Consider the following 14,259-nt stretch of genomic DNA (forward strand, 5'->3'; position numbering starts at 1 on the left):
GCCCGGCCGGAATCCTCCGGCCGGGCATCGGATTTTCAGGCCCGACGTTGTCCACTCGCGACGAAGTCGGTTCCGCAGTGTTATGCGGTCCACTTGTGGTGACGAGGGCTTTCCTCGAAGGTGCGGGGAGCGGCCCTACGGAGGTGAGCCGAGGGTGCTGTGTCCGATATGAGTTTTATGTGTGGTTTTCGGAGTGTGGCTCCGGGTAGACCCGGCGCACGACGGTCCGAAGGGAGGCATGTGCCATGCGAACGACGGTTCGGGCTGGACGACGCAAGGTGGAGATCACCCACGCCGACAAGCCACTCTTTGGGGTCGACGGCGCGACCAAGGGCGAACTCGCCGACTACTACGCCAGGATCGCGCCTTTCATGCTGCCGTTGGTCAAGGGACGCCCCGTCGCGCTCGAACGCTATCCCGAGGGCATCGACACCCCGGGTTTCCTGGTCCAACACCCCTCCCACCCACGTTGGATCCGCACCGTGTGGACCTCCTCCGGACGGATGATGGAGTGCCAGGAGGCGGCCGCACTGGTGTGGTGCGCCAACCAGAACGCCATCACGTTGCACACCTGGTCCTCCCGTACCCCGCGTCTGGGCCTGCCCGATCGACTGATCCTGGACCTCGACCCGGTGGGGGAGGGCGGCGACGCCTTCGATACCTGTCGACAGGCCGCCTGGACCGTGCGTGAGGTCCTGTCCGAACTCGGGCTGAGTGCCTATGTGATGACCACCGGTTCGCGTGGTCTGCACGTTCACTCACCACTGCGCCCCGAGGTGGATGACGGGGAGGTCAGACGACTGGCCAAGGCGGTGGCGGACCGGGTCGTCGCCCGTGCCCCCAGAGAATGGACCACCCGTGTGCGTAAGGCCGCCCGCCACGGCCGCATGTTCGTCGACTACCTGCGCAACGGCGCCGGAGGGTTGGCGGTAGCGCCCTACGCGGTCCGGGCCAGACCAGGGGCTCCGATCGCGGCTCCGATCGCCTGGACCGAACTCGACGCCCTGAACTCCTCCCAGGACTTCACCATGGACCTGGAACGGGACGAGTGCCCCTTCGCCGGAATGCGCAGACACGCTCGCTCCCCCAGGCGGGCCTTGGGCCTATTGGAGGAGGGAGAGGGCGGCGTCGTCCCCCGCCCTCGCGCCGACCGAGGGTGAGGCTCCCCGGCCTCGCTCCGGCTCGAACGGAGGTGAAGACGAGCGGGGGCGGTACACGTGTGAGGGGTGTGGATTCGGGCAAAAACCGGGGGGTCCGACGACATTCCACTCACGGGAGCACCCATGGAGGGCTACGGGGCACAAATCGGCCTCGTCCTGGTCTTGGTCATGGTGAACGCCGTGTTCGCGGGCAGTGAGATCGCGTTGGTGACGTTACGTGATGCTCGGATTCGCGGCTTGGAGGAACGTGGCCCCGGTGGTCGAGCGGTCGCCCGACTGGCGCGGGACCCCAACCGGTTCCTGGCCACCATTCAGATCGGTATCACGCTCGCGGGGTTCCTGGCCTCGGCGGCGGCCGCCATCTCCCTGGCCCGCCCCTTGGTCGACCCCTTGGGCTTCCTCGGCCGATACGCGGAACCCGTTTCGGTCTTCTTGATCACGATGGCGCTGACCTTCGTCACCCTGGTCGTGGGCGAACTCGCACCCAAACGCATCGCCATGCAGCGCGCGGAGGGATGGGCGCTGGCCGTCGCCCGTCCCTTGGACCTGCTCGCCACGCTGACCCGGCCGGTGGTGTGGCTGCTGGGGTTCTCCACGAACCTGGTCGTGCGATTGCTCGGAGGGGACCCCAAGGCAGAGCGGGAAGAGGTCACCGAGGACGAGCTGAGGGAGATGGTCACCTCTCAGGGGGAGATCACCCCCGAGCAGCGACAGATCCTCGACCGGGCCTTCGAGATCCGCGAACGTCGCCTGCGCGAGGTACTCGTGCCGCGCCGGGACGTGGATTCCCTGGTGGCGGGCACCAAGGCGAGTGAGGGGTTGGTGCGGCTCGCCGAACTCGGCCACTCGCGCGCCCCGGTGATCCGGCGAGGGGACGTGGACGACGTGGTCGGGGTGGTCCACTGGTCGGACCTGCTCGAGGAGGACGTGGACGTCGCCGACCTGGCCAGGGAGGCGCTCCAGCTGCCGGACACCTTGTCACTGTCCGCGGCCCTGGGGCGGATGACCGCGGGCCGCCGGCAGTTGGCGATGGTGATCGGTGAGAGCGGCGCGGTGAGCGGCATCGTCTCCTTGGAGGATCTGCTGGAGGAGTTGGTCGGGGACATCAACGACGAGACCGACCCGGACCCGCGAGAGGCCACCCGCTTGGCGGGGGGAGCGTTCCGGCTACCCGGTACCTTCCCCGTGCACGACCTGCTCGATCTGGGCGTGGAACTTCGGGCACGGCCGGAGGGCGCCTACGTCACGGTGGCCGGAATGGTCCTGGTGCTGTTGGGACACATCCCGAACGGCCCAGGCGAATGGGTGGACCTGGACGGATGGAGGGCGACCGTCACCGCGGCCGACGGTCGCAAGATCGAGGAGATCCAGCTGACCCCCCGCTGAGATCCTTCGCCGCCGCTCCCCTGGGACTCAGCGCCTACGGAGCACGATGAGCAGGTTCCAGGTGATGACCTCCCGCAGCAAGGGCACGTGCACGATCGGCTTCATCCAAGTGGGCAGGTACCGCGGTCGGACGTCCACCACGTCCACGTCGGAACGGCCGCGCACCCAGCGCAACATCTCCTTGGCGTGGGCGGCGTACATGCTGCGGCCGAAGTCGTTCTTGGGCCGGTGGCCGTTCTTGCGGGTGAAACGCTCGGCGGCGTAGGACCCGCCCAGGTAGTGCCAGGGTGAGGTCTCGTGACCGCCCCAGGGCGACAGCCACAGGGTGTACGACAGATAGACCAGGCCGCCGGGGCGGGTCACCCGTACCATCTCGTCGGCCATCCGGATTCGGTCGGGCACGTGCTCCAAGACATTGGAGGAAAAACACACGTCCACGCTGCCCGAACGCAGGGGCAGGTCGAGGGCGCTGCCCTGTACCGCGTGCACGTCGGCCTCGCGTCCGTGCAGGGTCATCTCGTGAGCGTCGGAGTCCACGCACAGGCAGCGGGCGCCCTCGGCGCGTAGCGCGTCGGCGAAGTAGCCGGGACCCCCACCCACGTCCACCACGAGCCGGCCGTCCAGCGGGGTGTAGGAACGCAGTTGGGCGATGGTGTCGTGGGCGAGCTTGCCGTAGAAGAAGGCCGGGTCGCTCTGCTCCTTGCGAAACGCCGCGAACAGCCCCACGGAGCGGCCGAAGGTGGCGCGGAAGGGCACCGTTCCATCGGGGCGCACGTCGGTTCGGCCGGCGGTCACGCCAGACCTCCGACCTGGACGTAGTGCTTCAGGTGGCGCCAGTGGTCGCCGCCCCAGTACTCGTCTGAGGCCACGATCCGGCAGCCGGTCAGGAGTTCGGCCACGCGTTCGGTGCGCAGCGTGTGCATACGCATCGGGGCCGGGTAACGCAGGATCACCCGCTGGGCCAAGGCCACCAAGGGCCAGGGAACGTACTTGAACACCAGCCCCTTGAAGGTGCGCCGTTCGGACTCGGGCACGCCCAGGACCAGAGCGCCCCCGGGCCGTACCACTCGGGCGAACTCGCGGAGATAACCCTCGGCCAGGTCGGTGGGCAGGTGCTGTAGGACCAGGTCGGTGTAGACGAGGTCGAAGGAGTCGTCCGCGAACAGGGACAGGTCGGGGCGTTCGTTGAGCCGGAAGTCGATCCGGCCCTTGGAACGGTCCAAACGGCGTGCCTCGTCGAGCATGGGCGCGGAGATGTCCACGCCCACCACGCGGTCGAAGTGGGCGGCCAGGGCGTTGGACAGTCGTCCGGCGCCACAACCGAAGTCCAGGACCCGTTCCCTTCGCGGGGCCAGCCCCAACTCGTCCAGGCGCCGGACCGCGGGATCGATCTCGGCGCGCCCCGAGGCGAGGAACTCGTCTTCGTCCCACCCACCGTCACGCTTGTCGGGGTCTACGCAGACCGCCCATAGCGGCTCGGTGGAACCCAGTCGGGTCCAGTCACGGCGGACCTGTTCGAGCCCCACCGACATCACCCCCACGGTGCTGGTGACCGCCCCCGGAACAGGGCTGAGTGAAGCCTGTTCCTGTTCTGGGTGTACAGGTCATCTGGACCTGCGACAACGGTCAAGAATAAAAGTGGAACGTGTTGTATTCTGGCACCCATTTTCCGGCTTGGCCAACCTACGGCGGGGAGAATACCTATGCCGCCCGTTCCCCCTTCAGAGCGTGAGCCCGTGACCGGGGCGAACGTTGGGGATTCCGGCTCCCAGGAGAGCGGAACCACCAGAGTACGCAGGTCGGTGGAGGAGCCGCCCGAGCAGGGTCCCGCCTTCGGGGAGACCCTGCGCGAATCCCTCGCGGACCTGCGCGGAGTACGGCACGACCGGCTGTTCCAGTCGGGACTGCTCATCGTGGTGGTCTCACTGCTGCTCAAGGTCTACGTGCTGAGCGAGTCGTACTTCGTGGAGGACGACTTCTTGTTCTTCGCGATGGCCAACGCGCTCGACATGACCCCCGAGTACCTCCTGGAGTTGCACAAGGGCCACTTCATGCCGGGGGGCATGTTCCTGATCTACCTGCAGAACGCCTTCTGGCCCTACCACTGGGCGAGCGCGGCGGGCCTGATGCTGGCCTTGCAGATGGTCGCGATCTTGAGCTTCTTCCGGTTGCTGTGGGAGCTGTTCGGTCGTCGCTGGGCGCTGTTGGTACCACTCACCGTCTACGCCCTGGCCCCGCTCACCATCCCGGTGTTGGGCTGGTGGGCCGCGGCGCTCAACGCGGTGCCGTTCCAGTTGGCGATCGTACTGTCCCTGCTGTGGACCGTCCGTTACCTGCGCACCGGCCTCACCCGATTCGGTTGGTGGGCCGGGATGGCCGCTGTCTTCGGGATGCTCTTCTCGGTCAAGGCCCTGTTCTTGCCACCGCTGCTGTTCGTGTTCGCGGTGACCTTCCTCTACCCGGGCGGTCCCGTGCGGGCGGCCCGGTACGCCTTCTGGCTGGACCGCAAGTTCTGGTCGGGAATGGTCGCGCTCACCCTGGGCTACCTGCTCCTCTACCTGGCCCGGCAGAACGCCGGGGACGCCTCGGAGGGGGCCTCCGTGCCGGTGTGGGACACCGCCGTCGAACTGACGCGTCGGATGCTGACGGAAGTCTTCCCCACCGCCGTGCTCGGTGGCCCCTACGAGTGGAACCCGATCACCCCCACCGGTGGTCTGGTCGATCCGGGAGGCATGGTCCTGATCGGCTCGTGGATCGTGTTCGGCGCCATCGTTCTGGTGAGTTTGCGGCTACGCGGAGGCGCCTGGCGGGCGTGGCTCCTGTTGCTGGGCTACCTGGTGTTCGTCGACGCGATTCCGACGATCATCGCTCGCGGCGACGTATACGGCGAAGTGGGCTCGGACCCCCGCTACGTCGCCGACGCCGCCGTGGTGTTCGCCCTCGTGTTGGCGTTGGCGTTCCTGCCCACCAAGGAGGAACGGGCCCGGGAGCACACCGGGAACGCGGGGGAGGAGGGCTCTCCCCGTCGTGGGTTGAGGTTGGTGCCCCCGAATCACCTCACTCGGGTCCTCGCCCTCGTCGTGACCCTCGTCTACGCGGGTTCGGCGGGGTACTCCACCTACTCCTACGCCCAGACCCTCAGCGGGGACCGGCTTCGTGAGTACCTGACCAACGCGCGGGCCTCCCTACAGCAGGTGCCGGAGGACGCGGGGATCTACAGCCGGCCGGTGCCCGACGACATCGTTCTGGAGTGGAATGGCCCACGGCGACTCAGTTCGTACGTGTTGGCGCCATTGGCGGACGAGGACCTCGCCGACCGTATGTACGAGCCGGAAGCGGCGTCCACCGCCCACGTGTTCGACGACGAGGGGCACTTGGTGGAGGCGGCCGCGCCTTCCCAGGTCAACGCGTTCGTCCCTGATGAGGACATGGACTGCATGGAGAGCTGGGACGGTCTGATGTCCTGGTCGGTGTGGGAGTTCGGTGGGATCGAACAGGTGGCGACCATCGGTTACACCTCGGAGGAGGACGCCGACCTGGTCGTGGTGGTGGGCGATGAAGAGGTCGTCACGGAGCTGCCCGCCGCACCCGATGGCGCCTTCTGGTACGTGCCGGTCGGTCAGCGAAGCGACGTCTTCGCTCTGTTCACCGAAGCGGACAAGACCTGCGTGACCTGGGCCTCCTTGGGTCCGTTGGCGCCCGCCGCCGACCTTGAGGAGGAGACCGAGGCCCCCGAGGAGGGGGCCGAGGGCACCACCCCCGAGGACGACGACGGGGCCGAGGACGACGAGGGCTGAGCGATCAGCGTGGGGGCGGACCCGCCGGTTCTGGGCGCCGTCCCCCCGGGCCGGATACGAAGAAGCGCCGTGCCCACTTCCGGGAGGGTTCCTCCACGAACTGGAAGGTGAGTTTGCCCAACAGGGTGCTCAAGAGCAGGACCGGGAAGAAGTCCAACCAGAACGATCCGGTGAAGATCTCCTGCTTGGTGAAGTCACGCCACAGGTAGAGCACCACGAACTGCCACAGGAACAGTCCGTAGCTGATCCGGGCGAAGAACATCATCACCCGATGCCTCATCAGTGCGTCCAGCCAGGTGCCCTCCCGCCAAGGTGCGGCGGTGAACAGTGACGGTGGTGGTCCCGGGGCGGGAGGCGGAGCCAGGGCGGCAGGGGCGATCATGAAGAAGGCGAAGCCGAGGCTGGTGGCGTTCTCGACGATCGAGACCCACAGGTTGCCCGGCTCGAAGAAGCGTCCGCCCGCGGCGGGAGTGGCCTCTAGGGCGAAGAACGCGCCGGCCACCAGCCAGCACAATCCGGGGGAGGAGGCGATGGTCCTGCAGAAGCGGCGGATCGGTCCGTCCGGACCGGGTTCTCGCCAGGCCCATTCGGAGAGGACCGCCAGTGCCATGCCCACCGCGAACATACCCAGACAGCGCGGCAGCCAGGAGTGCATGTACTCGCGGGGCTCGGGCAGGTACTGCGGGATCAAGGCCAGGAACGACAGTACGGCCATGGCCGCCAGGCCCATCAGGAGTCTGCGCCCGCGTGCGTTCACGCTCTCGCCGCCGCGCGCCCACAGGTGTAGGAGCAGGGCGAAGAACGGCAGCGAGAGGTAGAAGGTGAGTTCGACCGACAGGCTCCACATCTGCCCGAGGCCGTAAGGGCCGGGCCCCGCCCAGTGGGGGGTGGTGTTGAAGGGATAGGTCAAAGTCATGACCTCGAACCAGTGCACCACGGAACCACGGTGTTCGCCTGCCCACAGCAGCAGCGCCACGGCCGCCACCACCCAGTAGGAGGGGAAGACGCGCATCACGCGTCGCCACAGGTAGGCGGGCACGTTCGGGCCACGGGTGCCGTCCAGGGCGGCACGTGCCCAGGGGCGGTACAGCAGGACTCCGGACAGGCCGAAGAACAACGGGACGGCGAGGGCCAGGGCACTGATCAACCCGCCGAGGACGCCGGGGGTGAGTACGTCACCGGTCTCCGTGGCCACGTGGACGACCAGGACCATGAGACAGGCGAAGCCGCGGATGCCGTCCAGGGAGTGGTGGCGCCCGTTCACCTGGGGGAGGAGGCGCGTGGTGTCGACGGAAGTGGGACGGGGGTCGCCGGAGGTGGAATCCTCGGGCGCGGTGGGAGTGGGCGCCATGGGACCTTCCAGAACGGGAGTGAGGAGAAACGCGTTCTACTAGAACGTGTTATAAAAATTCAGACACGCCCAGGTGACGTCGTTCACTACTGGGCAGTACTCTACCCGGAACTGAACTTAGTTCCAGATATCGACTCTCATCCGCCCAGGAGGGCACACATGCGCCGTACCGTTGCGGTCGTTCTCATCGCGCTGGGGGTCTTCTGTCTTGTCTTGGCACCCATGACACGCATGTGGATGGCCAGTTCCCTGATGAAGACTCCATTGGACTACTACAACGCCACCGTCCTCACCGGCGAGGCCACCTACTTCAACATCGAAGACGTCGAACTGGTGGAGGACGCCGACATCGAGGCGCACTCCACCCTCCGAGCCGACGTGGCCTCCAGCACCGACGACGTGGTGGTGTGGGACCAGTTCACCTGGATCAAGGACGCCGACACCGACTTCGGGATCAGCTCCAGCAGCCGCCGCGCCGGACACGATCGTGTCACGGGTGAGGCCGTCGACTGCTGCGACGCGATGATCGACGACGAGTCCGTCACCCAGAGCGGGCAGGCCTGGAAGTTCCCGTTCATGACCGAACAACGGGACTACGACTTCTTCGAGACGACCGTCGAAGAGACCGTCCCGATGGAGTTCCAGGGTGTGGAATCGATCGATGGAATCGAGGCCTACAAGTTCGTCCAGACCGTCGAGCCGACCGTCATCGGCCAGCGGGAACTCCCGCGTTCGGTCGCCGGCCTCGAAGGTGAGGGCGACGTCGTCGGCGACGAGACCTTCTCCATCGTCCGGACCTACTGGATCGAGCCGATCAGCGGTTCGCCCATCAACGTCAGCGAGGACCACCACCGTGCCGTCGTCGTCGACGGTGAGGAAGTCCTGACCCTGCTCAGTGGTGAGCTCGTCTACGACGACGCCACCCGCGCCGCGTCCATCGAGAACACCGACCAGGCCCGCGCGGTCCTCCCGCTCCTGCACAGCACCCTGCCCATCGTCGCGCTGGTGGCCGGAATCGGCCTCATCGGCGTCGCGGTGGTCCTGCTCGTCACCGGCCGCGGCGCCGATCGGTAGGACCCCCCACCCCCACCCCGAGCCCGGCCCTCGGCCCGGGGCCAGACCCCCACCGGGCCGCCCGACTCCCCCGCGGGCGGTCCGGTTTCGGCCTACTCCACCACCAACGGACCCAGAGGGGGAAGCCACGGTGACCACGTTCCCTCAGAGCCAGAACCGATCCGGGCGGAGTGATCTCGTGGGACCGCCACTCGCCTTCATGAAGGCCTGCCGGCCACGGCAGTGGCTCAAGAACCTCTTGGTGTTCGCCGCCCCCCTCACCGCCGGCGCGCTCACCGACCCTGGGGCCCTGCTCCTGTGTCTGGTGACCTTCGCCCTCTTCTGCCTGGCCGCGAGCGGGACCTACCTGCTCAACGATGTCCGTGACCTCCACCGCGACCGCCGGCACCCGAGTAAACGACACAGACCCATCGCCTCGGGTCTGCTCCCGGTTCCCGCCGCCGTGGCCGCCGGTGTCCTCTTCGTGCTCACCGCGCCCTTGGCCTCCCTCGCTCTGGGCAATCCGGGGTTGAGTACCGTTATCGGTGCGTACGTGCTGCTCACCGTGGCCTACACCCGGTACCTGAAGGACCTCGTCATCGTCGATCTCGTGGCGGTGGCCTCCTGTCACGTGCTTCGCGCCATGGCCGGTGGCCTGGTGGTCGGGGTCGCGCTCACCTCCTGGTTCGTGATCGTGGTGTCGCTGGCCGCACTACTCGTGGTGGTGGGTAAACGAGAGGCGGAACTGCGTGTCCTGGGCACCACGACCAAGGGCGGCCAAGACGAAGCCGAGGCCGAGGGCACCCCTCCCACCCGGGCCGCCCTGCTCGGCTACACCACCGGTTACCTGGCCCAGACGCGCACCATCGCCTCCGGCGCCATGATCGTCACCTACTGTCTGTGGGCCTTGGAACAAGGCGGTGGTCCACAGTCGGTCTTCCACGCGGCCAGTATCGTGCCGTTCATCATGTTCGTGCTCCGCTACAACCTGCTCGTGGACCGGGGGGCCGGCGAGGAACCCGAGGAGATCGCGCTGAGGGACCGCCCTCTCCAGCTCGTCCTCGTGGCCCTCGTCCTCCTGGTCGGACTGGGGATCTACCTGTGAGTCGACCGACCTTGCTCACCGGCTGGGGGCGCACCGCCCCCACCGCAGCCACCGTGGTGCGTCCACGCACCACCGAACAGGCGGCCGAGGCGCTCGCCCAAGCAGGCCCACGTGGCGCCCTGGCCCGTGGTCTGGGACGTTCCTACGGCGACGCGGCCCAGGCCGCGGGCGGGCTCGTCCTGGACTGCACCGAGCTCACCGGGCCGCCCAGGTTGGACATCGCCAGTGGTGAGGTCACCGCTCCCGCCGGCACGAGCCTGCGCCGCCTCGCCGCGCACCTGCTGCGCCATGGTCACTTCCTTCCGGTCGTTCCCGGAACCGGCCACGTCACCCTGGGCGGGGCGATCGCCGCCGACGTCCACGGCAAGAACCACCACGCCGACTCCTCCATCGGCGCCCACGTGCGCTCCCTGACCCTGCTCACTCCCGCCGGGCGGACGCTCGAGCTCGGCCCCGACCACGGCGACACCGAACTCTTCTGGGCGACCGTGGGCGGTATGGGGCTCACCGGTGTCATCACCTCGGTGTGCCTGGCGGTGCGTCCCGTCGAGACCGCGCACATGCGGGTGGACACCGACCGCACCGCGGACCTCGACTCCACCCTGGAGCTGATGGAACGCACCGATCAGGCCTACCGGTACACGGTGTGCTGGGTGGACCTGCTCGCCCGGGGAGCCGCCACCGGCCGTGGCGTGCTCACTCGAGCCCACCACGCCCGGATCACCGACCTGCCCGCGCCCCTGCGGCGTGAACCGCTACGCCACCGGACCAAAGCCCCGCTGGCCGCACCACCGTGGGCACCGCCGCGTCTGCTCAACCGTTGGACCGTGGGCGCGTTCAACACCGCCTACTACAACGCCGCGCCCGCACGCCGGCGCGGCCAGGCCCAGCCGCTCGGTACGTTCTTCCATCCCTTGGACGCGGTACGGGGCTGGAACCGCATGTACGGGCCGCACGGGTTCGTGCAGTACCAGTTCGTGGTGCCCTTCGGGCAGGAGGAGACCTTGAGACACGTCGTGGAGGGCCTGGCCCGGGCGGGTGCGCCGTCGTTCCTGGCCGTCCTCAAGCGCATGGGTGAGCCCACCCCGGGCCCGTTGTCCTTTCCTCGGCCTGGATGGACCCTCGCTCTGGACCTTCCCGCCGAATTCCCCGGACTGGCCGGACTCCTGCACGGCTTCGACGAACGTGTGCTGGCGGCCGGCGGACGACTGTACCTGGCCAAGGACAGCAGGGCGAGCGCCGAGATCGTGCACGCCATGTATCCCGAACTGCCGGCTTGGCGGAAGGCGCGCGAGAGGACCGACCCCGAGGGGGTCCTCGTCTCCGACCTGGCCCGCCGCCTGAAGCTCGTCTGAACTCCTGTCCGAACAGCCGGACCCTTGTGGAAGGAACTCCATGCGCGACTCGCTGGGAAGCGTGCGAACCGTCCTATTGCTGGGGGGCCGCAGCGAGATCGGCCTGGCCGTGGTGGAACGGTTGGTGCGCCAAGGTGCGCGGGAAGTGGTACTCGCCGCTCGAGGCGGGGTGGAGGAGGTACCGAGTGCCCTCAGGGCCCTGGACGCCACCGTCCACTCCCTGGAGTTCGACGCCGAAGCCGCCGATACCCACACCACCACCGTGGCCGCCGCCGTCGATCTGGTCGGTGACCTGGACGTGGTGGTGGACGCCTTCGGGGTGCTGGGTGAACAGTCCGAATACGACGGGGACCCCCTCGCCGCCGCCCGCTCCGCCACGGTGAACTACACCGGCCACGTCTCCGTAGGGCTGGCCGTCGCCGCCCGTCTGCGCGAACAGGGGCACGGGGTCCTGGTGGTGGTGTCGTCCGTGGCCGGGGTGCGGGTGCGGCGCGCCAACTTCGTCTACGGCTCCGCGAAGGCAGGGCTGGACGGATTCGCCCAAGGACTGGCCGACTCCCTGCACGGCAGCGGCGCTCGGGTCCTGGTGGTCCGTCCGGGCTACGTGGCCACGCGGATGTCCGCTCACGTGGACCCGGTGCCGTTTCCGGCCACCCCCGGTCAGGTCGCCGAGGCCGTGACCAAGGGCCTGCGGAGCGGCGCCACCACCGTGTGGGCTCCGGGCATTCTGCGCCCGGTGTTCACTGGCATGCGCCTGATGCCACGATTCGTGTGGCGTCGTCTGGGCAGGTGAAGGCGGGCGGCGCAAGGCGAGCGAGAAGCGACTCCCCGACGAGGGAAGAGCACGGATGTCGCCTGTTCGGCGAGTCCGTGGACGAAGGGGCCCACGAGGCGACGGGGCCGAGCCCTCACGTGCCGGGTCGGGGGCCTTGGGTGGGAACCGGCGGGAACCAGAGCCAGGGCCGTCAGCCCGGTCATCCACGGGAAGCCGCCTGTTGCGGCCCGGGCCGTGCATGGTCGGACGTCGATCCGGTGACTTCGCACGCTCGCTTGCGCGATCACCGAAATCGCTCAGCCTTGGACGCCGGCCGACACCTCTTCGTGGGTGAGTCGATAGAACATCAGTGGGACCAGGCAGCACAGCATCACCGCGGCCGGCAACAGCGTGCTGCCGATCAGCATCCCTCGCAGCGCGCTCTGGCTCTGCCGGACCACTTCTCCGGCGCCGGATTCGACGTAGCCGCTCACCGCCAGACACACCGACAACAGGCCGGTTCCCACGGCCTGGGCCATGGCCTCGCCCGAGGTCCACGCCCCTGACAGCACACCGCCCTGTCGCTGGCCGGAAGCATCGCCGGTGGCCAGGCAGTCCGCCAGCATCGACCACGGCAGCAGGTTCGTTCCGGACAGACCGATGCCCACCAGCATCGAGGAGAACACGGCCCCGGGAACACCCCACACCGGGATGAACAGCAGGCCCAGCCCGCCCAAGGCGAAGACGATCGCCGAGTACCCGGCGGCCCTGCGTTTGTCGATTCGCACCGACAGTCGTTTCCACAGGGGCGCCGACACGATCAGCGGAATCAGTACGCACACCATGAGGATGCTGGTGTAGGCCGGTTCCCCCATGATGTTGGCGGTCACGTAGGGCACACCCGCCACCATGGTGCCACTGGCCACCGCCATGAGCAGATTGGCCGGGAACAGCACTCGGAAGTGTCGGTGGGACAGCGCCGAACGCAGTTGGCCGAGCAGGTTCTCGGTACGAGCGGGAAAGGTCGGGCGCGGAGCCCGGCGGGTCCCGACCACGGCACCGACCATGGCCACCCCGATGACCGCACCCATGACCAGACCCATCAGACGGTAGCCCGCCACGGGGTCCTCGGGCACGCCCTGCAGGATGGGGGCCAAAGCCCCACCGAGCATCAACGCCAGTCCCACGAAGGCGGTCCGCCACGTATTGAAGGTGGAGCGCTCGTGGTAGTCCGAGGTGACCTCGCCGGGCATCGCGGCGTGCGGCACCTGGAAGACCGAGGAGGCCAGCGCCGCCAGGACGAACAGCACGACCACGTAGCCGGCGGCCTGGGCGCCTTGGAGCGGGGGACCGAAGAAGATCGCCGTGAACAACGGGGGCAGGGTCACCGCCCCCGCGAGCATCCACGGACGTCGTGGACCCCAGGCCGAACGCGTGCGATCGGACCAGACGCCGATGTACGGACTGACCACGAGGTCGATGACCTTCGGAAGGAAGATCACCATCCCCGCCAAGGCCGGGCCGACCGCGAGGGTATCGGTCAGGTAGATGAGCAGCAGGAGACCGGGGACGGTGTTGAAGATCCCCGTGGCCACGGCTCCGCTGCCGTACCAGGCGTGCACCGAGTACGGCAGCGGTCCACCTTGCTCCGATACGGCTCGGAGCGGGGCGTGCGAAGCGCCGACCGCCGTGCTCATTCGCCCGAGTCGACCTTCGCGGCCTTGGACGTGGATCCGGTGGACACGTCCACCTTGGGCCGGTCACCCGCCTCGCCGTACAGTTCCTCGTGCGCCACCGGGTCCACGTTGTGCTGGACCGGGCAGGTCGCCGGGAAGGTACCGATCCGGTCGACGTCGTAGCCCTCGGGGTAACTGCGGATGTTCGGGTTCATGTCCACCCACAGCGGTTCCTCGCGTGGCTTCATCCGGCGCACCACCTTGGCGCGCAGCCTCAATGCCACGTGGGCGGCCTTACGCCAGGCCTTGCTGGGCGGATCGTAACGGAAGGTCCGGATGAGCGAGTCGTCCAGAATCGCCATCGAGAACTTGCGGGCGAGTCCGGACACGCGCTGCGGGTAGAACGTGACCATCAGGTCCAGGGTGGCGTCGGAGACCGCGCGTCCGCCCTCGGTGTAGGCGAAGTGTTCCTCCTCGTAGGAGTCCATGAGGTCACGGAACTCCTCGTAGGTCTGGGGGATGTCCTTGATCCCCATGTACTTGCCGAGCTTGCGGTAGTAGTTCGTGATGCCCGAGATCTCGTGGTCGGACAGGCGGCGCCAGCCGTAGCCGTAGTCGTTGA

General features: G+C 68.1%; 12 protein-coding genes. 7 read left to right on the plus strand and 5 right to left on the minus strand.

The genetic code is table 11. The features are described from left to right. Positions 1 to 245 precede the first annotated feature (245 nt). Together ligD and D472_RS0115840 are read left to right on the plus strand one after the other, a co-directional pair. Entirely contained in the window at positions 246 to 1,160 is a 915-nt protein-coding gene (gene ligD / locus D472_RS0115835) for a non-homologous end-joining DNA ligase (RefSeq protein ID WP_026117740.1), read from the plus strand. Between the two features lie 123 nt (positions 1,161 to 1,283). Continuing rightward, the gene (locus D472_RS0115840) at positions 1,284 to 2,546 is read left to right on the plus strand and encodes a hemolysin family protein (RefSeq protein WP_017605455.1); all 1,263 of its coding nucleotides are present in this window, start codon (positions 1,284 to 1,286) and stop codon (positions 2,544 to 2,546) included. A 27-nt stretch (positions 2,547 to 2,573) separates the two neighbouring features. On the opposite strand, the gene D472_RS0115845 is transcribed toward D472_RS0115840, so the two are convergent. Then, entirely contained in the window at positions 2,574 to 3,341 is a 768-nt protein-coding gene (locus D472_RS0115845; protein WP_017605456.1) for a class I SAM-dependent methyltransferase, read from the minus strand. Further along, positions 3,338 to 4,078 carry a class I SAM-dependent methyltransferase gene (locus tag D472_RS0115850; protein WP_017605457.1) on the minus strand — a complete coding sequence of 247 codons (741 nt, stop codon included), beginning with the start codon at positions 4,076 to 4,078 and terminating at the stop codon, positions 3,338 to 3,340. Before D472_RS0115850 ends, D472_RS0115845 begins: the two co-directional genes overlap by 4 nt. 171 nt (positions 4,079 to 4,249) lie before the next feature. On the opposite strand from D472_RS0115850, the gene D472_RS0115855 reads away from it, so the two are divergent. Beyond that, a complete protein-coding gene (locus D472_RS0115855) occupies positions 4,250 to 6,343 on the plus strand; it encodes a hypothetical protein (RefSeq protein ID WP_026117742.1) in 2,094 nt (697 codons plus the stop codon). Positions 6,344 to 6,347: 4 nt separating this feature from the next. On the opposite strand, the gene D472_RS0115860 is transcribed toward D472_RS0115855, so the two are convergent. Continuing rightward, complete coding sequence (locus D472_RS0115860; protein ID WP_017605459.1) at positions 6,348 to 7,694, minus strand: acyltransferase family protein; 1,347 nt, start codon at positions 7,692 to 7,694, stop codon at positions 6,348 to 6,350. Positions 7,695 to 7,853: 159 nt separating this feature from the next. Between D472_RS0115860 and D472_RS0115865 the strand changes: the two genes are divergently transcribed. The 4 genes from D472_RS0115865 to D472_RS0115880 all read left to right on the plus strand — a co-directional run bounded on the left by D472_RS0115865 (position 7,854) and on the right by D472_RS0115880 (position 12,000). Continuing rightward, the gene (locus D472_RS0115865; RefSeq protein WP_017605460.1) at positions 7,854 to 8,768 is read left to right on the plus strand and encodes a DUF3068 domain-containing protein; all 915 of its coding nucleotides are present in this window, start codon (positions 7,854 to 7,856) and stop codon (positions 8,766 to 8,768) included. Positions 8,769 to 8,967: 199 nt separating this feature from the next. Next, the gene (locus D472_RS0115870; RefSeq protein ID WP_193373476.1) at positions 8,968 to 9,852 is read left to right on the plus strand and encodes a decaprenyl-phosphate phosphoribosyltransferase; all 885 of its coding nucleotides are present in this window, start codon (positions 8,968 to 8,970) and stop codon (positions 9,850 to 9,852) included. Further along, positions 9,849 to 11,207, plus strand: coding sequence for an FAD-binding oxidoreductase (locus D472_RS0115875; RefSeq protein ID WP_017605462.1), 1,359 nt, complete (start codon positions 9,849 to 9,851; stop codon positions 11,205 to 11,207). The genes D472_RS0115870 and D472_RS0115875 overlap by 4 nt, the downstream gene beginning before the upstream one ends. A 40-nt stretch (positions 11,208 to 11,247) precedes the next feature. Continuing rightward, complete coding sequence (locus tag D472_RS0115880) at positions 11,248 to 12,000, plus strand: SDR family NAD(P)-dependent oxidoreductase (protein WP_017605463.1); 753 nt, start codon at positions 11,248 to 11,250, stop codon at positions 11,998 to 12,000. Between the two features lie 278 nt (positions 12,001 to 12,278). On the opposite strand, the gene D472_RS25690 is transcribed toward D472_RS0115880, so the two are convergent. Both D472_RS25690 and D472_RS25695 read right to left on the minus strand, forming a co-directional pair. Beyond that, positions 12,279 to 13,658, minus strand: coding sequence for an MFS transporter (locus D472_RS25690; RefSeq protein WP_017605464.1), 1,380 nt, complete (start codon positions 13,656 to 13,658; stop codon positions 12,279 to 12,281). Then, positions 13,655 to 14,259: oxygenase MpaB family protein (locus tag D472_RS25695; protein ID WP_017605465.1), on the minus strand; the 605-nt coding region annotated here is incomplete at its 5' end. The genes D472_RS25690 and D472_RS25695, both read right to left, overlap by 4 nt.

This window comes from Nocardiopsis alkaliphila YIM 80379 (genome assembly GCF_000341005.1).
GTDB classification, from domain to species: Bacteria; Actinomycetota; Actinomycetes; order Streptosporangiales; family Streptosporangiaceae; genus Nocardiopsis; species Nocardiopsis alkaliphila.

What these genes read in the sequence shown, in the direction of transcription:
- D472_RS25690 (WP_017605464.1), bottom strand. Translation starts at nt 13,658, where the DNA reads ATGAGCACGGCGGTCGGCGCTTCGCACGCCCCGCTCCGAGCCGTATCG.
- D472_RS0115860 (WP_017605459.1), bottom strand. Translation starts at nt 7,694, where the DNA reads ATGGCGCCCACTCCCACCGCGCCCGAGGATTCCACCTCCGGCGACCCC.
- D472_RS0115880 (WP_017605463.1), top strand. Translation starts at nt 11,248, where the DNA reads ATGCGCGACTCGCTGGGAAGCGTGCGAACCGTCCTATTGCTGGGGGGC.
- D472_RS0115865 (WP_017605460.1), top strand. Translation starts at nt 7,854, where the DNA reads ATGCGCCGTACCGTTGCGGTCGTTCTCATCGCGCTGGGGGTCTTCTGT.
- D472_RS0115870 (WP_193373476.1), top strand. Translation starts at nt 8,968, where the DNA reads ATGAAGGCCTGCCGGCCACGGCAGTGGCTCAAGAACCTCTTGGTGTTC.
- ligD (WP_026117740.1), top strand. Translation starts at nt 246, where the DNA reads ATGCGAACGACGGTTCGGGCTGGACGACGCAAGGTGGAGATCACCCAC.
- D472_RS0115850 (WP_017605457.1), bottom strand. Translation starts at nt 4,078, where the DNA reads ATGTCGGTGGGGCTCGAACAGGTCCGCCGTGACTGGACCCGACTGGGT.
- D472_RS0115855 (WP_026117742.1), top strand. Translation starts at nt 4,250, where the DNA reads ATGCCGCCCGTTCCCCCTTCAGAGCGTGAGCCCGTGACCGGGGCGAAC.
- D472_RS0115840 (WP_017605455.1), top strand. Translation starts at nt 1,284, where the DNA reads ATGGAGGGCTACGGGGCACAAATCGGCCTCGTCCTGGTCTTGGTCATG.